22 protein-coding genes are annotated in these 17,390 nt (G+C 70.6%); 13 read left to right on the forward strand and 9 right to left on the reverse strand.

The genetic code is table 11. From position 1 onward, the window contains the following. Nucleotides 1–117: 117 nt before the first annotated feature. The 3 genes from trpC to VLI41_RS03045 all read right to left on the reverse strand — a co-directional run bounded on the left by trpC (nt 118) and on the right by VLI41_RS03045 (nt 2,698). Nucleotides 118–909 (reverse strand): indole-3-glycerol phosphate synthase TrpC, encoded by a 792-nt coding sequence (gene trpC / locus VLI41_RS03035; protein ID WP_325266579.1) that lies wholly within the window; start codon nt 907–909, stop codon nt 118–120. Between the two features lie 154 nt (nt 910–1,063). Next, nucleotides 1,064–2,104, reverse strand: coding sequence for an anthranilate phosphoribosyltransferase (trpD, locus tag VLI41_RS03040; protein ID WP_325266580.1), 1,041 nt, complete (start codon nt 2,102–2,104; stop codon nt 1,064–1,066). A gap of 3 nt (nt 2,105–2,107) precedes the next feature. After that, nucleotides 2,108–2,698: an aminodeoxychorismate/anthranilate synthase component II gene (locus VLI41_RS03045; RefSeq protein WP_325266581.1), complete on the reverse strand. Its 591-nt coding sequence runs from the start codon at nt 2,696–2,698 to the stop codon at nt 2,108–2,110. A gap of 83 nt (nt 2,699–2,781) precedes the next feature. Here VLI41_RS03045 and VLI41_RS03050 point away from each other — a divergent pair, with 83 nt between their 5' ends. Beyond that, on the forward strand, nt 2,782–2,982 hold the full coding sequence (locus VLI41_RS03050; protein WP_325266582.1) for a hypothetical protein: 201 nt from the start codon (nt 2,782–2,784) through the stop codon (nt 2,980–2,982). 242 nt (nt 2,983–3,224) lie between these two features. On the opposite strand, the gene trpE is transcribed toward VLI41_RS03050, so the two are convergent. Next, complete coding sequence (trpE, locus tag VLI41_RS03055) at nt 3,225–4,760, reverse strand: anthranilate synthase component I (RefSeq protein WP_325266583.1); 1,536 nt, start codon at nt 4,758–4,760, stop codon at nt 3,225–3,227. Beyond that, nucleotides 4,757–6,673 (reverse strand): peptidylprolyl isomerase, encoded by a 1,917-nt coding sequence (locus VLI41_RS03060; protein WP_325266584.1) that lies wholly within the window; start codon nt 6,671–6,673, stop codon nt 4,757–4,759. The genes trpE and VLI41_RS03060 overlap by 4 nt, the downstream gene beginning before the upstream one ends. Before the next feature lie 124 nt (nt 6,674–6,797). On the opposite strand from VLI41_RS03060, the gene tpiA reads away from it, so the two are divergent. Beyond that, complete coding sequence (gene tpiA, locus VLI41_RS03065; protein ID WP_325266585.1) at nt 6,798–7,547, forward strand: triose-phosphate isomerase; 750 nt, start codon at nt 6,798–6,800, stop codon at nt 7,545–7,547. On the opposite strand, the gene VLI41_RS03070 is transcribed toward tpiA, so the two are convergent. The 3 genes from VLI41_RS03070 to VLI41_RS03080 all read right to left on the reverse strand — a co-directional run bounded on the left by VLI41_RS03070 (nt 7,544) and on the right by VLI41_RS03080 (nt 9,031). Next, nucleotides 7,544–7,954 carry a VOC family protein gene (locus tag VLI41_RS03070; protein WP_325266586.1) on the reverse strand — a complete coding sequence of 137 codons (411 nt, stop codon included), beginning with the start codon at nt 7,952–7,954 and terminating at the stop codon, nt 7,544–7,546. The genes tpiA and VLI41_RS03070 overlap by 4 nt on opposite strands. A gap of 10 nt (nt 7,955–7,964) precedes the next feature. Next, nucleotides 7,965–8,429 (reverse strand): endonuclease domain-containing protein, encoded by a 465-nt coding sequence (locus tag VLI41_RS03075; protein WP_325266587.1) that lies wholly within the window; start codon nt 8,427–8,429, stop codon nt 7,965–7,967. A gap of 62 nt (nt 8,430–8,491) precedes the next feature. Continuing rightward, a complete protein-coding gene (locus VLI41_RS03080) occupies nt 8,492–9,031 on the reverse strand; it encodes a GNAT family protein (RefSeq protein WP_325266588.1) in 540 nt (179 codons plus the stop codon). A gap of 114 nt (nt 9,032–9,145) precedes the next feature. Here VLI41_RS03080 and secG point away from each other — a divergent pair, with 114 nt between their 5' ends. Then, a complete protein-coding gene (gene secG, locus VLI41_RS03085) occupies nt 9,146–9,601 on the forward strand; it encodes a preprotein translocase subunit SecG (RefSeq protein ID WP_325266589.1) in 456 nt (151 codons plus the stop codon). 68 nt (nt 9,602–9,669) lie between these two features. Then, nucleotides 9,670–11,307, forward strand: coding sequence for a CTP synthase (locus tag VLI41_RS03090; protein WP_325266590.1), 1,638 nt, complete (start codon nt 9,670–9,672; stop codon nt 11,305–11,307). Nucleotides 11,308–11,438: 131 nt separating this feature from the next. On the opposite strand, the gene VLI41_RS03095 is transcribed toward VLI41_RS03090, so the two are convergent. Next, nucleotides 11,439–12,218 (reverse strand): dienelactone hydrolase family protein, encoded by a 780-nt coding sequence (locus tag VLI41_RS03095; protein WP_325266591.1) that lies wholly within the window; start codon nt 12,216–12,218, stop codon nt 11,439–11,441. 60 nt (nt 12,219–12,278) lie between these two features. Here VLI41_RS03095 and VLI41_RS03100 point away from each other — a divergent pair, with 60 nt between their 5' ends. The 9 genes from VLI41_RS03100 to VLI41_RS03140 form a co-directional block, all read left to right on the forward strand. Continuing rightward, on the forward strand, nt 12,279–12,599 hold the full coding sequence (locus tag VLI41_RS03100) for an MmcQ/YjbR family DNA-binding protein (RefSeq protein ID WP_325266592.1): 321 nt from the start codon (nt 12,279–12,281) through the stop codon (nt 12,597–12,599). Then, nucleotides 12,596–12,958, forward strand: coding sequence for an MmcQ/YjbR family DNA-binding protein (locus tag VLI41_RS03105; protein ID WP_325266593.1), 363 nt, complete (start codon nt 12,596–12,598; stop codon nt 12,956–12,958). The genes VLI41_RS03100 and VLI41_RS03105 overlap by 4 nt, the downstream gene beginning before the upstream one ends. Then, nucleotides 12,955–13,323, forward strand: coding sequence for an MmcQ/YjbR family DNA-binding protein (locus VLI41_RS03110; RefSeq protein WP_325266594.1), 369 nt, complete (start codon nt 12,955–12,957; stop codon nt 13,321–13,323). The genes VLI41_RS03105 and VLI41_RS03110 overlap by 4 nt, the downstream gene beginning before the upstream one ends. Before the next feature lie 105 nt (nt 13,324–13,428). Next, the gene (rpmF, locus tag VLI41_RS03115) at nt 13,429–13,611 is read left to right on the forward strand and encodes a 50S ribosomal protein L32 (protein ID WP_297697260.1); all 183 of its coding nucleotides are present in this window, start codon (nt 13,429–13,431) and stop codon (nt 13,609–13,611) included. An 84-nt stretch (nt 13,612–13,695) separates the two neighbouring features. Beyond that, nucleotides 13,696–14,193, forward strand: a complete 498-nt coding sequence (locus VLI41_RS03120; RefSeq protein WP_325266595.1) for a hypothetical protein — start codon at nt 13,696–13,698, stop codon at nt 14,191–14,193. A gap of 194 nt (nt 14,194–14,387) precedes the next feature. After that, the gene (eno, locus tag VLI41_RS03125; protein ID WP_325266596.1) at nt 14,388–15,665 is read left to right on the forward strand and encodes a phosphopyruvate hydratase; all 1,278 of its coding nucleotides are present in this window, start codon (nt 14,388–14,390) and stop codon (nt 15,663–15,665) included. 197 nt (nt 15,666–15,862) lie between these two features. Then, nucleotides 15,863–16,159 (forward strand): FtsB family cell division protein, encoded by a 297-nt coding sequence (locus VLI41_RS03130; protein ID WP_325266597.1) that lies wholly within the window; start codon nt 15,863–15,865, stop codon nt 16,157–16,159. Between the two features lie 48 nt (nt 16,160–16,207). Beyond that, complete coding sequence (gene pdhA / locus VLI41_RS03135) at nt 16,208–17,248, forward strand: pyruvate dehydrogenase (acetyl-transferring) E1 component subunit alpha (RefSeq protein WP_325266598.1); 1,041 nt, start codon at nt 16,208–16,210, stop codon at nt 17,246–17,248. Next, nucleotides 17,245–17,390 (forward strand): biotin/lipoyl-containing protein (locus VLI41_RS03140; protein ID WP_297697263.1); only part of this gene is annotated, 146 nt, incomplete at its 3' end. The genes pdhA and VLI41_RS03140, both read left to right, overlap by 4 nt.

Below are 17,390 nucleotides of genomic sequence, written 5' to 3' on the forward strand. Positions count from 1 at the left end.
AAAGCGCAAACGTCAATGAATGTTCTCTAGGTGTTCCGAATTAATGTCAAGTTACCAGGCTTGCGGTTGAATAATCAGCGGAATTTTTCCGTGGCGAAGCCGGCGCCGCCGACTCGCTCAGGCGGCCAGCAAGGCCCGCGTCGCGGCCGCCACGTCGGCCTGGCGCATCAGGCTTTCGCCGACCAGCATGGCGCCGGCGCCAGCCCGCTCGAGGCGCGCGGCGTCGGCGGGCGTGAAGATGCCGCTTTCGGTGACCACCAGGGCGCCCCTGGGCGCGAGCCGCGCCAACCGCTCGGTCACGGCGAGGTCGGTCGCAAACGTCCGAAGGTCGCGGTTGTTGACGCCCACCATGCCGGCGCCCAGGGCGGCGGCCCGGGCCATCTCGGGGGCGTCGTGGACCTCGACCAGCACGTCCATGTCCCAGGCGCGGGCCGTCGCCATGAGCTCGGCCGCCAGCGCGTCGTCGACCATCGCCAGGATGACCAGGATCGCGTCGGCGCCCAGCGCGCGGCTCTCGGCGACCTGCCAGGGATCGAGCAGGAACTCCTTGCGAAGGCAGGGCAGGGCGGCGGCCTCTCGCGCGGCCGCGAGATAGGCGTCGGCGCCCTGGAAGCTCGGCTCGTCCGTCAGCACCGAGAGGCAGGCCGCGCCGCCCGCCTCGTAGGCCCGGGCCAGCGCCGGCGGATCGAAGTCGGCGCGGATCAGCCCCTTGGACGGCGAGGCCTTCTTGATCTCGGCGATCAGCGCCAGGCGGCCCGGCGCGTGGGCGCGCGCCAGCGCGGCGCGGAAGCCGCGCGGCGGACCCGCGACGCGGGCGGCGGCCTCGATCTCGGCCGGCGGGCGCGCGGCCTTGCGGGCGGCGACCTCCTCGCGCTTGTAGGCCGCGATCCTGGCGAGGATGTCGCTCACCGATCCTCCCCCAGCGCGCAGCGCGAAGAGGGGGAGGTGGCGCGAAGCGCCGGAGGGGGTTGCAGTTCGCAGCCGGCGAGGGACGAACCCTTCAACCCCCTCAGTCCCTTCGGGACAGCTCCCCCTGGGGGGGAGCATCTGGGCAGATCATTGCTCATGCGGGCTCGGGGGCCGGCGCGATGGCGGCGAGGCGGGCCAGCGCCTGGGCGGCGCGGCCGTCGTCGATGACGCGGCCGGCCAGCTCCACGCCCTCGCGCAGGGTCTCGACCTTGTCGGCGACCAGGAAGGCGGCGGCCGCATTGATCAGCACGATGTCGCGATACGGGCCCTTGGCGCCGGCCAGGAGGTCGCGCAGGGCTGCGGCGTTCTCCTTCGGGCTGCCCCCGGTGAGCTCGGCGAGCGAGGCGCGCGGCAGGCCCACGGCCTCCGGGGTGATGCGGAACAGCCGCACCTGGCCCTCGCCATTTGGGCCCTCGCGCCATTCGGCGACCTGGGTCTCCCCTGTGGTGGTGATCTCGTCCATGCCCTGGCCGTGGACGGTCCAGGCCCGCTCGGCGCCCAGCGCGCCCAGCACCCGGGCGAGCGGCTCGACCCAGCGGGTGTCGAACACCCCCAGGAGCTGCCGCCGGGCCTTGGCCGGATTGGCGAGCGGCCCCAGCAGGTTGAACACCGTGCGGAAGCCGAGCTCGGCGCGGATCGGCGTCACGTGGCGCATGGCGCCGTGGTGGGCGGGGGCGAACAGGAAGCAGATGCCGGCCTCGTCCAGCGCCCTGAGCTGCCGGTCGGCCGGGGCCGCGATGTCGACGCCGAGCTCCGTCAGCACGTCGGCGCCGCCCGACTTGGAGGACAGCGCCCGGTTGCCGTGCTTGGCCACCTTCAGGCCGCCGCCGGCCGCCACGAAGGCCACGGCGGTCGAGATGTTCAGCGTGTGCAGCCCGTCGCCGCCGGTGCCGCAGACGTCGATCACCTCGAACGGATGCTCCAGCGTCACCGCGGCCTTGCGCATGGCGCGGGCGCAGGCGGTGATCTCGCCCACCGTCTCGCCGCGCATCCGCATCGCGGTCAGCGCCGCGGCCACCTGGGCGGGCGTCGGTTCGCCGCGCAGGCAGGCGTCGAAGAAAGTCCCCGCGTCCGCCTCGGACAGGGTCGCGCCGTCCGCCAGGCGCGAGAGCAGCGGCTTGAAGGCGTCGGACATGGCTCAGGCCTCGGCGAGCGGCCTCACGCCGGCGATCTCGAGGAAGTTGGCCAGCAGCTGGTGGCCGCACTCGGTGGCGATCGACTCCGGGTGGAACTGCACGCCGTGCACCGGGCGGGACCGGTGCTGCACGCCCATGACCTCGCCGTCGTCGGTCCAGGCGGTGACCTCGAGGTCGCCCGGCAGGTCCTCGCGGCGGACCGACAGGCTGTGGTAGCGCGTGGCGTTGAACGGGCTCTTCAGGCCGCGGAACACGCCTTGGCCGGTGTGGTGGATGGGGCTGATCTTGCCGTGCATCAGCGCCCGGGCGTGGACCACCGCTCCGCCGTAGGCCTGGCCGATCGCCTGGTGGCCGAGGCAGACGCCGAGCACCGGCAGGTCGGCCGGCGCCGCGCGCAGCAGCGACAGGCAGACGCCGGCTTCGTTCGGGGTGCAGGGGCCGGGCGACAGCAGCAGCGCCTCGGGCCGCAGCCCGAGCGCCGCCTCGACGGTGATCGCGTCGTTGCGGACCACGCGCGTCTCCGCCCCCAGCTCGTTCAGGTAATGGACGAGGTTGTAGGTGAAGCTGTCGTAGTTATCGATCACCAGGATCATGCCGGCACATCTAGGCCGTGCTGCGCATTCCGCCAAGCGGGCCGATTGGCGTCCGCGCCGACTCCCGTGATGCTGGCTCGGCGATGTCGTTCACCGAATCGGCCCTCGATCCCGCGGCCATGGACCGCGCCCGCGCGCTGCTCGCCGCGCCCAAGCCGCGCGAGCGGATTTGGCCGGTGCTCGCGGCGGCGGGCCTGCTGGCGCTCTCCGCACTCGCCTTCGCCACGGCCATGATCCTGGCCCCTCCGGTGATTTCCGAGCACGTGCTGAAGCCGGGGCCCTAAAGAGGACCACCAAACACACGAAGAACACGAAAGAAGGAGGAACCGCGGAAAACGCCGAAGGACGCGGAAGGTATAGCCCTGAGACGTCGTTCCAAGGTGGAAGGAGCGCGCCCTGCGGCGCGCTTGATCATGGCGAGCCCGAGCGTCTCGGCTGACTTTCGTGATTTTGGTGTCTTTCGTGGTTCCCAACAGCCGAACGTCTTCTGCGGATTTCAGATGAAGGCCGCGTCGCGCCTGATGCCCTAGACGAAGCGCCAGCTTTCCTCGGCGGCGCGGCGCAGCGCGCGGGCCTTGTGCAGGGTCTCGTCGTACTCGGCGTCGGGATCGCTGTCGGCGACGATGCCGCCGCCCGCCTGGACGTACATGGTCCCGTCCTTGAAGAGGGCGGTGCGCAGCACGATGCAGGTGTCGACCGAGCCGTCGCAGCCGAAGTAGCCGACCGCGCCGGCGTAGGCGATGCCGCGCTTCTCGACCTCGAGCTCGTCGATGATCTGCATGGCGCGGACCTTGGGCGCGCCGGAGAGCGTGCCGGCGGGCAGCGCCGCCATGACCACGTCCACGGGATCGAGGCCCTCCGGCGCATCGCCCTCGACGTTGGAGACCAGGTGCATGACGTGGCTGTAGCGCTCGATGAAGAAGCTGTCGGTGACGCGCACGCGGGGCGGCCGGCGCCCCTGGGACGCGGGCTGGTTGGCGCCGGCCTCCTTCAGCATCGTCAGCCGGCCCACGTCGTTGCGGCCGAGGTCCAGCAACATCAGGTGCTCGGCCCGCTCCTTGGGATCGTGGATCAGCTCCTGCTCGAGGGCGGCGTCCTCGGCCGGCGTCGCGCCGCGCGGCCGGGTTCCGGCGACCGGACGGATGGTGACCTTGCCGTCGCGCAGCCGCACCAGGATCTCGATCGAGGAGCCGGCGAGCTGGAAGTCGCCGAAGTTCAGGTAGAACAGGAACGGCGAGGGGTTCATCCGCCGCAGCGAGCGGTAGAGGGAGAAGGGGTCGCGGCCAAAGGGCGAGCGGAACCGGTGGCTCGGCACCACCTGGAAGACGTCGCCGGCGCGGACGTAGGCCTTCGCCCGCTCGACGATGGCGCGATAGGCCTGGCGATCGACGGGCGTGACGAAGCGGTCGGGCTGCGGCTCGCCGTTGCCGAGCAGGCGAGGGGCGGGCCGCTGCAGGTCGGTCATCACGCCGGCCAGCCTGGCCTGGGCCGCCGCATAGGCGTCGCGCGCCGAGGCGCGGCTCCGGCGCACCGGGGTGACCAGCAGGATCTCCTGGCCGATGGAATCGAACACCGCGACGATGGAGGGGCGGGTGAGCACCGCGTCCGGCAGGTCCAGCGGATCGGGGTTCACGTCGGGCAGCCGCTCGACCAGCCGGATCATGTCGTAGCCGAGCGCGCCGAACACGCCCGCGGCCATCGGCGGCAGGCCCTCCGGCAGGTCGATGCGCGAGGCGGCCAGCAGGTCGCGCAGCGAATCAAGCGCCCCGCCGGCCTGGGGCGTGAAACGGCCCGCGGCGATATCTTCGCCCTCCGCCACCTCGGCGCGGTCGCCGCGGCAGCGCCAGACCAGGTCGGGCTCCAGGGTGATGATCGAGTAGCGGCCGCGCCAGGCGCCGCCCTCGACGGATTCGAACAGGAAGGCGTGGGTGCGCCCGTGGCCGATTTTCAGATAGGCCGAGACCGGCGTCTCGAGATCGTCGATCAGCCGGGTCCAGACGAGTTGCGGAGCGCCCGCGTCGTAGCGGGACTCGAACTCCGCAAAGCCGGGCTCCAGGATCATTGAGCGGGCTGAGGCTTGGCCTGGCCGGCCGCTTCGAGGCCCAGGGCGGCGCGGGCGCGCTCCGCATCGAGCGTGACCTTGACCTCGCTGCGGGCGGCGCGCCGGGCGGCGTCCTCGACCTCGCGCACGTAGGCGGTGGTCATCTGGCCGCGGGCGGCCTCGGCCATCTGCGCCAGGTTGGCGCCTTGGCCGGCGTGGATCGCCTCGAGCTTGCCGACCACGTAGCCGACGCCATTGGTGCGGGCGGTGAAGACCTCGCCCGGCTTGGAGTCGAAGACGCGGGCCTGGATCTCGCCCGAGAGCGCCTGGTTCTGGCCGGCCGCGGCGCGGGTCAGGCCGTTGACGTGAACGACCTTGGCCCCGGACGAGGCGGCGACCGCCTCCAGGCTCTCGCCCTTGCGCACGCGGGCGGCAAGCTCGTCGGCCTTGTCCGCGAGGCGGGATTCGAGCTCGCGCGCGGTCCACGCCTGCGCCAGCTTCGGCCGGATCTCGGCCATCGGCGGCAGGGCGGGGGGGATCACCTTGTCCACCCGCACCGCGAAGTAGCCGCCCGAGCCGTCCTCCTCCAGCTCGCTCTCGCCGCCGGCCGGCAGGGCGAAGGCGGCCTCCATCAGCTTCTGATCGAGGCCAGGAACCGGCTTGCCCTGGGGGTCCTGCCCCTGCTTGGAGACCGGCCCGACGGCGGTGGTCGCGATGCCCGCCTTCTGGGCCGCCTCGGGCAGGCTGGCGCCCTTCTGGTGGGCGTCGTCGTAGGCCTGGGTGAGCTGGTAGACCTTCTCGGCGGCGGCGTTCTTGCGCACCTCGGCTTCCAGCGCGGGCCGCGCCTCATCGAGCGTCACGACGTGCCCGGGCGTCACCGAGAGCACCTTCACGACGGCAAGCGCCAGTTCGCCCTTCACCGTCTGCACCTGGCCGGGCTTCATCTGGAACGCCGCGGCGGCGAGGTTCTTGTCCGCAATCGCGCTCTGCGGCTTGTCGGCGTAGGTGATCGCGTCCACGCCGAAGGCCTTGGCGACGGCGGCGGGGTCCTCGCCCGTGGCGAGGCGGGCGGCGATCTGCCCGGCGACAGCGACGTCCTTGGCCGGAATCTGCACGATCGTGCGGGTCTCTGGCCTGGAGAGCGTGTCCTTGCGGAAATTGTACTGCTTCTGCAGCTCCGCCGGGGCGACGGGGACAGAGGCCAGGAACTGCTGCGGCGTGACCCGGATGACGGTCAGCTGCCGGAACTCGGGGCGCATGAGCCCGGCCGCGTTCTCCTTCATCAGGGTGGTGAGCTGGGCGTCGGTGGGCGCGGGGGGCTGCGGCACGCTCTTCGGGTCGATCGCCAGGAAGGCCACGTCGCGGCCCTCCAGCTCGAAGACCGCGGCCATGGCGGTGTAGGCGCGCGGCACCACCAGCCCGGCGACGATCGCCGTGCCCAGATGCTGCTGGGCGATGTCGTCGCGCATCTCGGCCTCGAACCGCGGCGGAGTAAAGTCGTTGCTGGCCAGGGTCTGGGCATAGGCGCGCTTGTCGAACCGGCCGGTGACCGGATCGAAGAAGGCGGGAATCTTGTCGATCTGCTGGGCGATCAGCTTGTCGGAGGGGACGATGCCGATCCTGCGAAGGAGCTCGGCGAACGCCTCGCGGGTGGCGAGCCCCTCGAGCACCTCGCGGTCGAGGCCGTTCGCGGCGGCCACGTCGTTGGGAATCTGCTGGCCGGTCTGCTGCTCGAGCCGGCCCTTGAACTGGTCGAACTCGCGGCGGTAGTCGCTGGCGCTCACCGTGCGCGAGCCCGCGATGATCACTGCATCGCCGCTGATCCTGCCGTGGAACACGTCGCGGATGCCCCACACGCCGAAGCTGACGATCAGCAGCCCCATGAGGATGGCGGCGACCCAGGACTTCGAGAAGGCGCGCAGAGCGGCGAACATCAGATCCCTTTCCGCGGCGCGGACGTGGCGGCCGGTATATGGAGGCCCTTGCGCGCCCGCAAGCGCGTGACAGCGCGCGCGGCTTGGCTTAACCGCGGCGCGCGAGGCTTGGAAGTGGGGCCAAATGACCGCGCCTGTGCCGCTGATCGCCGGCAATTGGAAGATGAACGGCCTGCGCGCCTCGCTGGTGGAGGCCGCCGCCATCGCCGAGGGCGCCGCCGGCAGCCCGGCGCGGGTGGCGATCTGCCCGCCCGCCGTCCTGATCCACCAGATGAGCGAGATGCTGGCCGGATCCGGGGTGCTGGTGGGCGGCCAGGACGTCCACTGGGAAGACGCCGGCGCCTTCACCGGCGACGTCTCCGCCCAGATGCTCGCCGACGTGGGCGCGAAGCTGGTGATCCTGGGCCATTCGGAGCGCCGCAGCGGCCACCGCGAGACCGACGAGATCGTGGCCCGCAAGGTCGCCGCCGCCCTGCGCGCGGGCCTGGAGCCGATCGTCTGCGTCGGCGAGACGCTGGAGGAACGTAACGCCGGCCAGGCCTCGCCGGTCGTCACTGACCAGGTCCGCGGCTCGCTGCCGGCCGCACTCACCGGCCAGCCGTTCTCGGTCGCCTATGAGCCGGTCTGGGCGATCGGCTCGGGGCTGACGCCATCCACGGCGGAGATCGAGGAGATGCACCAGGCGATCCGCGCGACCCTGGCGGAGCGGTTCGGGCCGGCGGCGCAGGCCGTCCCGATCCTCTACGGCGGCTCGGTGAAGCCGTCGAACGCCGCGGAGATCCTGCATGCGGCGCAGGTGGGCGGCGCGCTGGTCGGCGGCGCCTCGCTGAAGGCGGCCGACTTCCTGGCCATCGTGCGTGCGCTGCAAGCCTAGGCGCTTGGCCCCTTCAGCTCCACGATGTTGCCTTCCGGATCGCGGACGTAGAGCGAATGGCCGGTGCCGTCGGCGCCGTAGCGCTGGCCCTCCTCGACCACCTCGACGCCATGGCCGGCGAGGTGGGCGCGGATCGCCTCCGCGTCGAAGGGGCGGACCTGAAGGGCGAAGTGGTCGAGGTTGCGGCCCTCGCGGCCAGGCGCTTCGCCGCCCAGCTTGCCGAGCGGGCCGTCCAGGGTGACCAGATCGATCATCTGGCGGCCGGCGCGGATGTGGGTCAGGCCCAGCTCCGGGCGGTCTCGATCCAGGGAAAGGCCAAGCACGTCGAGGTAGAAGCCGAGCATCTTCGGCTTGTCCTTCACACGCAGGACGATGTGGTCGAAGCCCTGGACGGCGATCGGATTCATGCCCGCTAGGTTAGCGTCCTTTCCCGCGCAGCGGGAGAGGGGGACCGCTCGCCGCAGAGCGAGCGGTGGAGAGGGCCGGCCGCCCGCGCGGGCATCGCGAATCCGCCAATGCGGTCGCCCGCAGGATCACCGCGTCCGCGACACGGCTCGGGTCTCGATAGATCTCCCCTGCGCCGATCCTGAAGACGCTGACGCCGCGACCCGCCAACCAGGCGTCTCTCGCAGCGTCTTTCGCCCGTTTCTCGTCATCCCAATGGGTCGAGCCGTCCACTTCGATGGCCAGCCGCGCGGCCGGACAGTAGAAGTCGAAGATCATCGACTCGTAGGCGAATTGGCGGCGGAAAATCGGCTGCCCTCGGCCTCGGCCCTTCAGCCTTGACCAAAGCATGACCTCCGGCTCGGTCAGAGCCCTCCGGAAGGCGCGGGCGCGCTTCGCGATCAGTGTCGATGTCCGACGCGCCATGCGCTCGCTCACCCTCTCCACCATCGGCTCTTCGGCCGAATGGTCCCCCTCTCCCGCTATCGCGGGAAAGGAAGCTACAGCAGCAGACCGAAGAGGCGGCAGTCGCGGCGCTCGCCATCGCGGAGCACGTGGCCGCGAAGCATCCCCTCCTCCTGGAAGCCCAGCCGCGCGAGGAGCCCCTCCGAGCGCCGGTTGCCGACGTGCGTGCGGGCGGCCAGCCGGCGCAGCCCGCTCGCCGCGGCGAAGCCGACCACCGCCTGCGTCGCCTCCAGCGCATAGCCCTCGCCCCAGGCGCCGCGGCCGAGCATGAAGCCGATCTCCGCCCGCTTGTGGCGCCGGTCGATCTCTGAGAGGTCGCAGCAGCCGACGAAGGCGCCTTCGGACAGGGTGCGGATCGACCAGTAGACGGCGCGCCCCGCCCGCATCTCGGCCAGCTCGGCGCGGACGATCTCGGCCACCAGGTCCGGGTCGTCGATCTCGGGGCAGTCCCAGTAGGCCATCACCTCCGGGTCATCCATCAGCGGGAGGAGATCGGCCGCATCGGCTTCCACGAGCGGCCGCAGGCGCAGCCGATCGGTCTCCAGGATGGCCAGGCGCTTGGTCTCGAGAATCATGGCTTGTCAAAGGGCTGCGACGACCTAGGTATGGCCTTGGGCGCAACCCGGTGGTAGAGCGCCCGCTTCATTTCGGACGGGTGTGTCCGCCGAACCGCACTGGACCTTTGCCGCATGCTCCTGAACCTGCTGCTCATCGTCGAGATCATCGTGAGCGTGCTGCTGGTGATCGTGGTGCTGCTGCAGCGCTCGGAGGGCGGGGTGCTCGGCGTCGGCGGCGGGCCCTCGGGCTTCGTGACGGCGCGCGGCGCGGGCGACCTGATGACCCGGATGACCTGGATCCTGGCCACCATCTTCTTCGTGCTGGCGCTGACGCTCACCCTGCTCGCCGGCCGCGAGCGCGGCGCCTCCTCGGTGGTCGACCGGCTGAAGATCGATCCGATCAACCCGACGGCGGTGCTGCCGCGGCCGCAGCCCGCGCAGCCTCAGACCGGCCAGCCGCAGCCCGGCGCGCCGCAGACCGCGCCCGCGCCGTTCCAGGCGCCCGCGCCGACGGTGCACAACCCCTTCCTCGGGGAGGCCCCCGCGCCTCAGACCGCGCCGGCGCCGGCGGCGCCCGCCAAGCCCTGAGCCCAGCCGGTGGACAGGGGAGCGTTTTGCGCCTCGTCCGGGGCGAATCGCTGCTAACCTGAACGCCCATGGCCCGGTACATCTTCATCACCGGCGGCGTGGTCTCTTCCCTTGGCAAAGGTCTCGCATCCGCCGCCCTCGGCGCGCTCCTGCAGGCGCGCGGCTACAAGGTCCGGCTGCGCAAGCTGGACCCCTACCTGAACGTCGATCCGGGGACCATGAGCCCCTACCAGCACGGGGAGGTGTTCGTCACCGACGACGGCGCGGAGACCGACCTCGACCTCGGCCACTACGAGCGCTTCACCGGCGTCGACGCCACCCGCGACGACAACATCACCACCGGCCAGATCTACAAGAAGATCATCGAGAAGGAGCGGCGCGGCGACTATCTCGGCGCGACCGTGCAGGTGATCCCGCACGTCACCGGGGAGATCAAGGATTTCGTCCTGGCCGACCCCGGGCCCGGCGTGGACTTCGTGCTGGTCGAGGTGGGCGGCACGGTAGGGGATATCGAGGGCCTGCCGTTCTTCGAGGCGATCCGCCAGCTCGGCCAGGAGCTGCCCCGCCACCACGCCTGCTTCATCCATCTGACGCTGCTGCCGTTCATCAAGACGGCCGGCGAGATGAAGACCAAGCCCACCCAGCATTCGGTCAAGGAGCTGCGCTCGATCGGCATCCAGCCGGACATCCTGCTCTGCCGCTGCGAGAGCCCGATCCCGGAGAGCGAGCGGCGGAAGATCGCCCAGTTCTGCAACGTGCGCTCCAGCGCCGTCATCCAGGCCCTGGACTCGGCCAACATCTACGCCGTGCCGCTCGACTACCACGCGCAGGGCCTCGACGCCGAGGTGCTGGAGGTGTTCGGCCTTTCCGAGGCTCCGGCGCCGGACCTTTCCCGCTGGCGCGGGATCGTCGAGACCATCGAGCATCCCGACGGCGAGGTGACGATCGCCATCGTCGGCAAGTACACCGGGCTCACCGACGCCTACAAATCCCTCGTCGAGGCGCTGATCCACGGCGGGCTCGCCAACACCGTGCGCGTGCGCCTCGACTGGATCGAGGGCGAGGCCTTCGAGCGGGACGAGGAGCTGATCGGCGAGCGGCTGACGGGCGTGCACGGCGTTCTGGTGCCCGGCGCCTTCGGGGAGCGCGGCTCGGAGGGGATGATCCGCGCGGTGCGCTTCGCGCGCGAGCACGGCATCCCGTACTTCGGCATCTGCTTCGGCATGCAGATGGCGATGATCGAGGCGGCGCGGAACCTGGCCGGCATCCACAACGCCTCCTCAAGCGAGTTCGGCCCCACCTCGGAGCCGATCGTCGGCCTGATGACGGAGTGGACCCGGGGCAACGACAAGGAGCTGCGCGCCGAGGGCGGGGAGCTGGGCGGCACCATGCGCTGCGGCGCCTACGAGGCCGTCCTGCAGCCCGGCAGCCAGGTCGCCGAGATCTATGGCGCGACCGCGATCTCCGAGCGCCATCGCCACCGCTACGAGGTGAACATCGGCTATCGGCAGGCCATCGAGGGGACCGGCCTGCATTTCTCGGGTCTGTCGCCGGACGGCGTGCTGCCGGAGCTCTGCGAGCGCGCCGACCATCCCTGGTTCATCGGCGTGCAGTACCATCCCGAGCTGAAGAGCCGCCCCTTCCAGCCGCACCCCCTGTTCGCCAGCTTCATCGGCGCCGCCAAGGAGCGGAGCAGGTTGGTTTGAGTCCCTCCCTTAATGGGGAGGGATGCCGGAGCGCAGCGACGGCAGGGTGGGGAAATCAGGTTCATCCCGAGCTTCACAGGTTCATCGACACGTCCTCACCCTGACCGCCTTCGGCGGTCCGTCCCTCCCCATTAAGGGAGGGAGGTTTGGAAGAACTCCACCGCAAGCTTGCGCGCGGTCTCCGCCGCCTCGGGGTGGAAGGCCATCAGGACCGGGCCGCCTTGGCCCTTGTGGGCGAAGGGATCGACGATGGTCTGGGCGGGCGCGTCGCGGTCGAAGCCGTGGCCTGCGCCGGGGTGGGTGACGCCGCGGATCGCCTTGCGGCTGGCGTCCGGCAGACGGGCGAGGAGCTGGTCGAGGCCGTCCGGATCGTCATAGGCGTCGGCGTCACCGGCCTGGATCAGCACCGGCGCGCCGGTCAGCGCATCGAGCGAGAGGCCGGGGACGACGCCGTAAGCCCAGCAGACCGGATAGAGCGCCACGTGGCCGCGAAAGGGCGGAGCCGCGTCGTTCAGGCGCTGGGCGGCCTGCGTGGCGGCCAGCAGGGTGACGACGCCGCCCCAGGAAAAGCCCATGATGCCGATGCGCGCCGGATCGACCTCCGGCTGCGCCGCGAGGAAGGCCTTGGCGGCGAAGGCGTCGGGCAGGGTCTGGAGCGGGCTGCGGGGCCGCGCCGCCGCGCCCCGGGCGCTTCCCCGCGCCGCCCACATGTCGACCTCCAGCGTGGCGATCCCCGCGGCGTTCAGCGCCTTGGCGTGGAACGCGCCGCGGCCGTCGACGCCATCCGAGCCGTGGCAGATGACCACCGCCGGCGTGCGGCCACCGTCCGGGATCGTCTCCAGCCTGCCCGCCACCGTCAGCGGCGGGTCGGCGGCGGTGCGGAAAGCCACGTAGGAGGTGCGGAGCGACATGCCGCGACACTGGCTTGCATCGCCTGACAGGGTCAATCGGCCCCTGGTAAGCTTCCCCCCATGCTGACCGCCGACGATATCCGTCGCTGCGCGCTCGCGCTGCCGGAAGCCTACGAGGAGCCGCACTTTCACATGGCCTCGTTCCGGGTGGCGAAGCGGATCTTCTGCACGCTGCACGACCCGGAGCCGCGCATCATGCTGAAGCTCGATCCGGAGGATCAGGCGAACCTGGCCGATGGCGAGGCGATCGTGGCCGTGCCGGGGAGCTGGGGCCGCAAGGGCTCGACCTTCGTCTGGTACCGGGAGCTGGATCCGGAGCGGCTGCCGGGGCTGATGCGCGTCGCCTGGGCCAGGGTCGCCCCGAAGCGGCTCCTCAGATGAGCTGCGCCCCCGCCGACGTGCGCCGGATCGCCCTGGCCCTGCCGGAGGCCTACGAGGACACGCACCGCGGCCGCCCGACGTTCCGAGTGAAGAAGCGCATCTTCGCGAGCCTCGGCGCCGAGCGTCCCGGCGCGGGCCAGGGCTTCTATGCGCCGCTCTCCGGCGCCCGGCCGGTGGTCAGTCTGACGCTCGACCGGGAGGACCAGCTGAACCTGGCCGCAGCCCATCCCGAAGCCGTGGTCGCCGCCGGCCGCTATGGCTTCTGCTACGTCTGGCTGGACGAGGTCGCCCCGGACGCCCTGGAGCTCATGCTGCGGATGTCGTGGGCGCGCGCGGCGCCGAAAAGGCTCCTGCGATGAGTTGCGCCCCCGAGCAGCTCCGCCGGCTGGCGCTCGCCCTGCCGGGAGCCTACGAGGACACCCACCGCGGCAAGCCGGCGTTCCGCGTTGCGAAGCGCATCTTCGGCATGCTCTCCGCGCCGGGCGGGCAGGGGTTCATGGGCCTCGACGCCGATCGGACCGCGGTGCTGAAGCTCGACCGCGAGGACCAGCTGAACATGGCGGCGGCCCTGCCGGGCGCGGTGCAGCCCGCCGAGACCTATGGCCATCACGGCTGGACCTGTGTGCGGCTGGCCGCGATCGAAGAGGCCGAGCTCGCGAGGCTTGTGCGGCTGGCCTGGACCCACGTCGCGCCGAAGCGGCTTTCGCGCACCCTCAGCGCCTGAGCGGCGACCATGGCCTCCCCTTGATCGCGCGAGGGCTTTCAGGCATAGACCCGCGCTCACATCGGCGGCCCGGACTGGCCGCCGTCACGGTTTCGAGATCTTCCAATGGCCGTCCCCAAGCGCAAAACCTCGCCGTCGCGGCGCAACATGCGGCGCTCGCACCATGCGCTCGCCGCCAACTCCTATGTCGAGGACAAGGAGACGGGCGAGCTGAAGCGGCCGCACCACATCGACCTCAAGACCGGCATGTACAAGGGCCGCCAGGTCCTGACCCCGAAGGAAGAGTAGAGCTTCCGAGACCTCGTTCGGCTTCTCTCGCGTAAGAAGGCAAGCTCAAGACTCCTCAGCCATTGCGGGAATAACCTCCAAGCCATGGCATGGCGGCTGCTTCCCCTCGCGCTCTTCGCCTCCCTTAGCCTGACGCCCGCCGCGGCCAAGGCCCCGGTGCTGACCGCCGACGGCTGGGGGGCGCTGCGGGTCGGGATGCCGGAAGCCGAGGCGGTCCGCCGCTTCCACCTGCGCACCGAGCAGGCCGACGACGAGGAATGCCACGTGCTCTTCTCGCAGAACGAGCATCTCATGGTGATGACCTCAGACGGCAAGGTGGGCAGCATCACCATCCTGGGCCGACCGGACGTGCTCACCGACCGGGGGCTGCACGTCGGTTCGCGCGAGGCCGACGTGCGGCGCGCCTATGGCGAGGCCCTGACGATCGAGCCCAACGCCTACGACGACCCGCCGGCGCACTATCTCACCTGGTGGGCCAGGAAGGGCGAGCGCGGGATCATGTACGAGACCGACGCCAAGGGCCGGGTCAGCGACATCCACGCCGGCGATGCGACCATCGGCTGGACGGACGGCTGCGGTTAGGCGTGCAGCAAAGCCTCCTACCGACATCCCGGACGGCCTGCCGAGGCCGATCCGGGATCCAGCGCCGCCACGCCCTTGGAGCCGACTGGGTCCCGGCTCGCCGCTGTGCGTCGGCCGGGATGACGGAGCAGGGGAGCGTTGCTCCGGCCCGTGAAGCTGGCTAAGGCTCGCCCGCCCCGAATCCGAGGACGCCCATGACCGAGATCGTCGACATCGTCGCCCGCGAGATCCTGGATTCCCGCGGCAATCCCACGGTCGAGGTCGACGTGATCCTGGAGGACGGCTCGATGGGGCGCGCCGCCGTGCCCTCGGGCGCCTCGACCGGGGCGCACGAAGCGGTCGAGAAGCGCGACGGGGACAAAAAGCGCTACGGCGGCAAGGGGGTGAGCCAGGCCGTCGATGCGGTGAACGGCGAGATCTACGATACGCTCTCCGGCTCCGATGCGGAGGACCAGCGGCGGATCGACAAGCTCTTGATCGAGCTCGACGGCACGCCGAACAAGGCCCGTCTGGGCGCCAACGCGGTCCTGGGCGTCAGCCTGGCCGCCGCCAAGGCCGCGGCGAGCTCGGCGGCGCTGCCGCTCTACAAGTACGTGGGCGGGGTCTCCGCGCGGGTGCTGCCGGTGCCGATGATGAACATCATCAACGGCGGGGCGCACGCGGACAATCCGATCGACATCCAGGAGTTCATGATTCTGCCGACGGGGGCGGCGAGCTTCGCCGAGGCGCTGCGCATGGGCGCGGAGATCTTCCATGCGCTGAGGGCCGCGCTGAAGGCCGCCGGCCACAACACCAACGTCGGCGACGAAGGCGGTTTCGCGCCGAACTTGTCGACGGCGGAAGAGGCGCTGGCGTTCATCGTCAAGGCCGGCGAAGGCGCGGGCTACAAGGCCGGCAAGGATTTCGTCCTCGGCCTGGATGCGGCGGCCTCCGAGTTCTTCAAGGGCGGCAAGTACGTGATGGCGGGCGAGGGCAAGAGCCTCGATCCGGCCGGCATGGTCGACTACCTGGCCGACCTCGCCGCGAAATTCCCCATCGCCAGCATCGAGGACGGCTGCGCGGAGGACGACTTCAAGGGCTGGAAGCTGCTGACCGACAAGCTGGGCGGCAAGCTCCAGCTGGTCGGCGACGACATCTTCGTGACCAACCCGGCCAGGCTCGCCATCGGCGTCGAGAAGGGGCTGGCCAACTCGATCCTGATCAAGGTCAACCAGATCGGCACGCTCTCGGAGACGCTGGACGCGGTCGATATGGCGCACCGCGCCGCCTACACCGCGGTGATGAGCCACCGCTCGGGCGAGACCGAGGACTCCACCATCGCCGACCTGGCGGTGGCGACCAACTGCGGGCAGATCAAGACCGGGTCGCTCTCCCGCTCCGACCGCATGGCCAAGTACAACCAGCTGCTGCGGATCGAAGAGGAGCTGGGCGACCAGGCGATCTACCTCGGCCGCGCGGCGCTGAAGCGATAGTTCCCTCCCTTGATGGGGAGGGACAGCCGGAGCGCAGCGACGGCGGGGTGGGGGAATTAGGCTAATCTCCCGCCTCAGAGTTTGATCCGCACTTCCCCACCCTGACCGCTTCGCGGTCTGTCCCTCCCCATCAAGGGAGGGAAACGACGCATTAACCACGCGGGCGCGATCTCTCGGTGTTGATCCGGGGATTCGCCGTGCTGGGCCGCCTTCGCTCCTATCTGCCGACCGCGGCGCTGACGCTGCTCATCCTCTACTTCGCCGCCAACGCCTTCACCGGCGAGCAGGGCCTGCTCTCGTCCGGCCAGCGCGACGAGGCGCTCGTCGAGCGCACGCGCGAGCTGGCGCGGCTGCGCGCGCAGCGGGAGGACCTCGAGAAGCGCGCGCACCTGCTGCGCGACCAGAGCCTGTCGGCCGATCTGCTGGAGGAAAGGGCGCGCTCCCTGCTAGGCTTCGCCGACCCAAGGGATTATGTGATCCGCACGAAGCCATAGCCGCCTCTGGGTGGTTCTAGGCGCATCAGACGGACCACGGAGTGACGCATGGCGCGCGGGCAGACCGGCGCGGCCGCTGGGCGTAAGGCCAACGGCGCAGATTCCAAGGCCCAGGCCGGCAAGGACGAGCTGCTCAGGTACTATCGGGACATGCTGCTCATCCGCCGCTTCGAGGAGCGCGCGGGCCAGCTCTACGGCATGGGTCTGATCGGCGGCTTCTGCCACCTCTACATCGGCCAGGAGGCGATCGCGGTCGGCGTGCAGGCGGCCAAGCAGCCCGGGGATCAGGTGATCACCGGATACCGCGACCACGGCCACATGCTGGCGGCGGGGATGGATCCGAAGGAGGTCATGGCCGAGCTCACCGGCCGCTCGGGCGGCTCGTCCCACGGCAAGGGCGGCTCGATGCACATGTTCTCGCTCGACCACGATTTCTACGGCGGCCACGGCATCGTGGGCGTGCCGGCGAGCCTTGGAACCGGGCTGGCGCTGGCCGACAAGTACCGCGACAACGGCAAGGTCAGCTTCACCTTCTTCGGCGACGGCGCGGCCAACCAGGGGCAGGTCTACGAGAGCTTCAACATGGCCGAGCTCTGGCGGCTGCCGGTGGTCTACATCATCGAGAACAACCAGTACGCCATGGGCACCTCCATCGAGCGGTCGTCCTCGGAGACCCACCTCTACCGCCGCGGCGCCTCGTTCCGCATCCCGGGCGAGGAGGTGGACGGCATGGACGTGCTGGCGGTGAAGGCCGCCGCGGCCAAGGCGGCCGAGCACGCCCGCTCGGGGAACGGCCCCTATATCCTGGAGATGAAGACCTACCGCTACCGCGGCCACTCGATGAGCGACCCGGCCAAGTACCGCACCCGCGAGGAGGTCGACGAGGTCCGCAAGACCCGCGATCCCATCGACCACATCGAGGAGCTCTTGGAAAAGCAGGGCTGGGCCGACGAGGCGACGCTGAAGGGCGTCGACGCCGAGGCGAAGAAGATCGTCGCCGACGCCGCCGAGTTCGCCCGCACCTCCCCCGAGCCCGATCCGAAGGAGCTCTACACCGACGTCTATGCCGCGGGCGGAGCGGCGGCATGACCGACGTCCTGATGCCGGCGCTGTCGCCCACCATGGAGGAGGGCACGCTCGCCAAGTGGCACGTCAAGAAGGGCGATCAGGTGAAGTCGGGCGACGTGATCGCCGAGATCGAGACCGACAAGGCGACGATGGAGGTCGAGGC

Source organism: Phenylobacterium sp. (genome assembly GCF_035475775.1).
Taxonomy (GTDB): Bacteria; Pseudomonadota; Alphaproteobacteria; order Caulobacterales; family Caulobacteraceae; genus Phenylobacterium.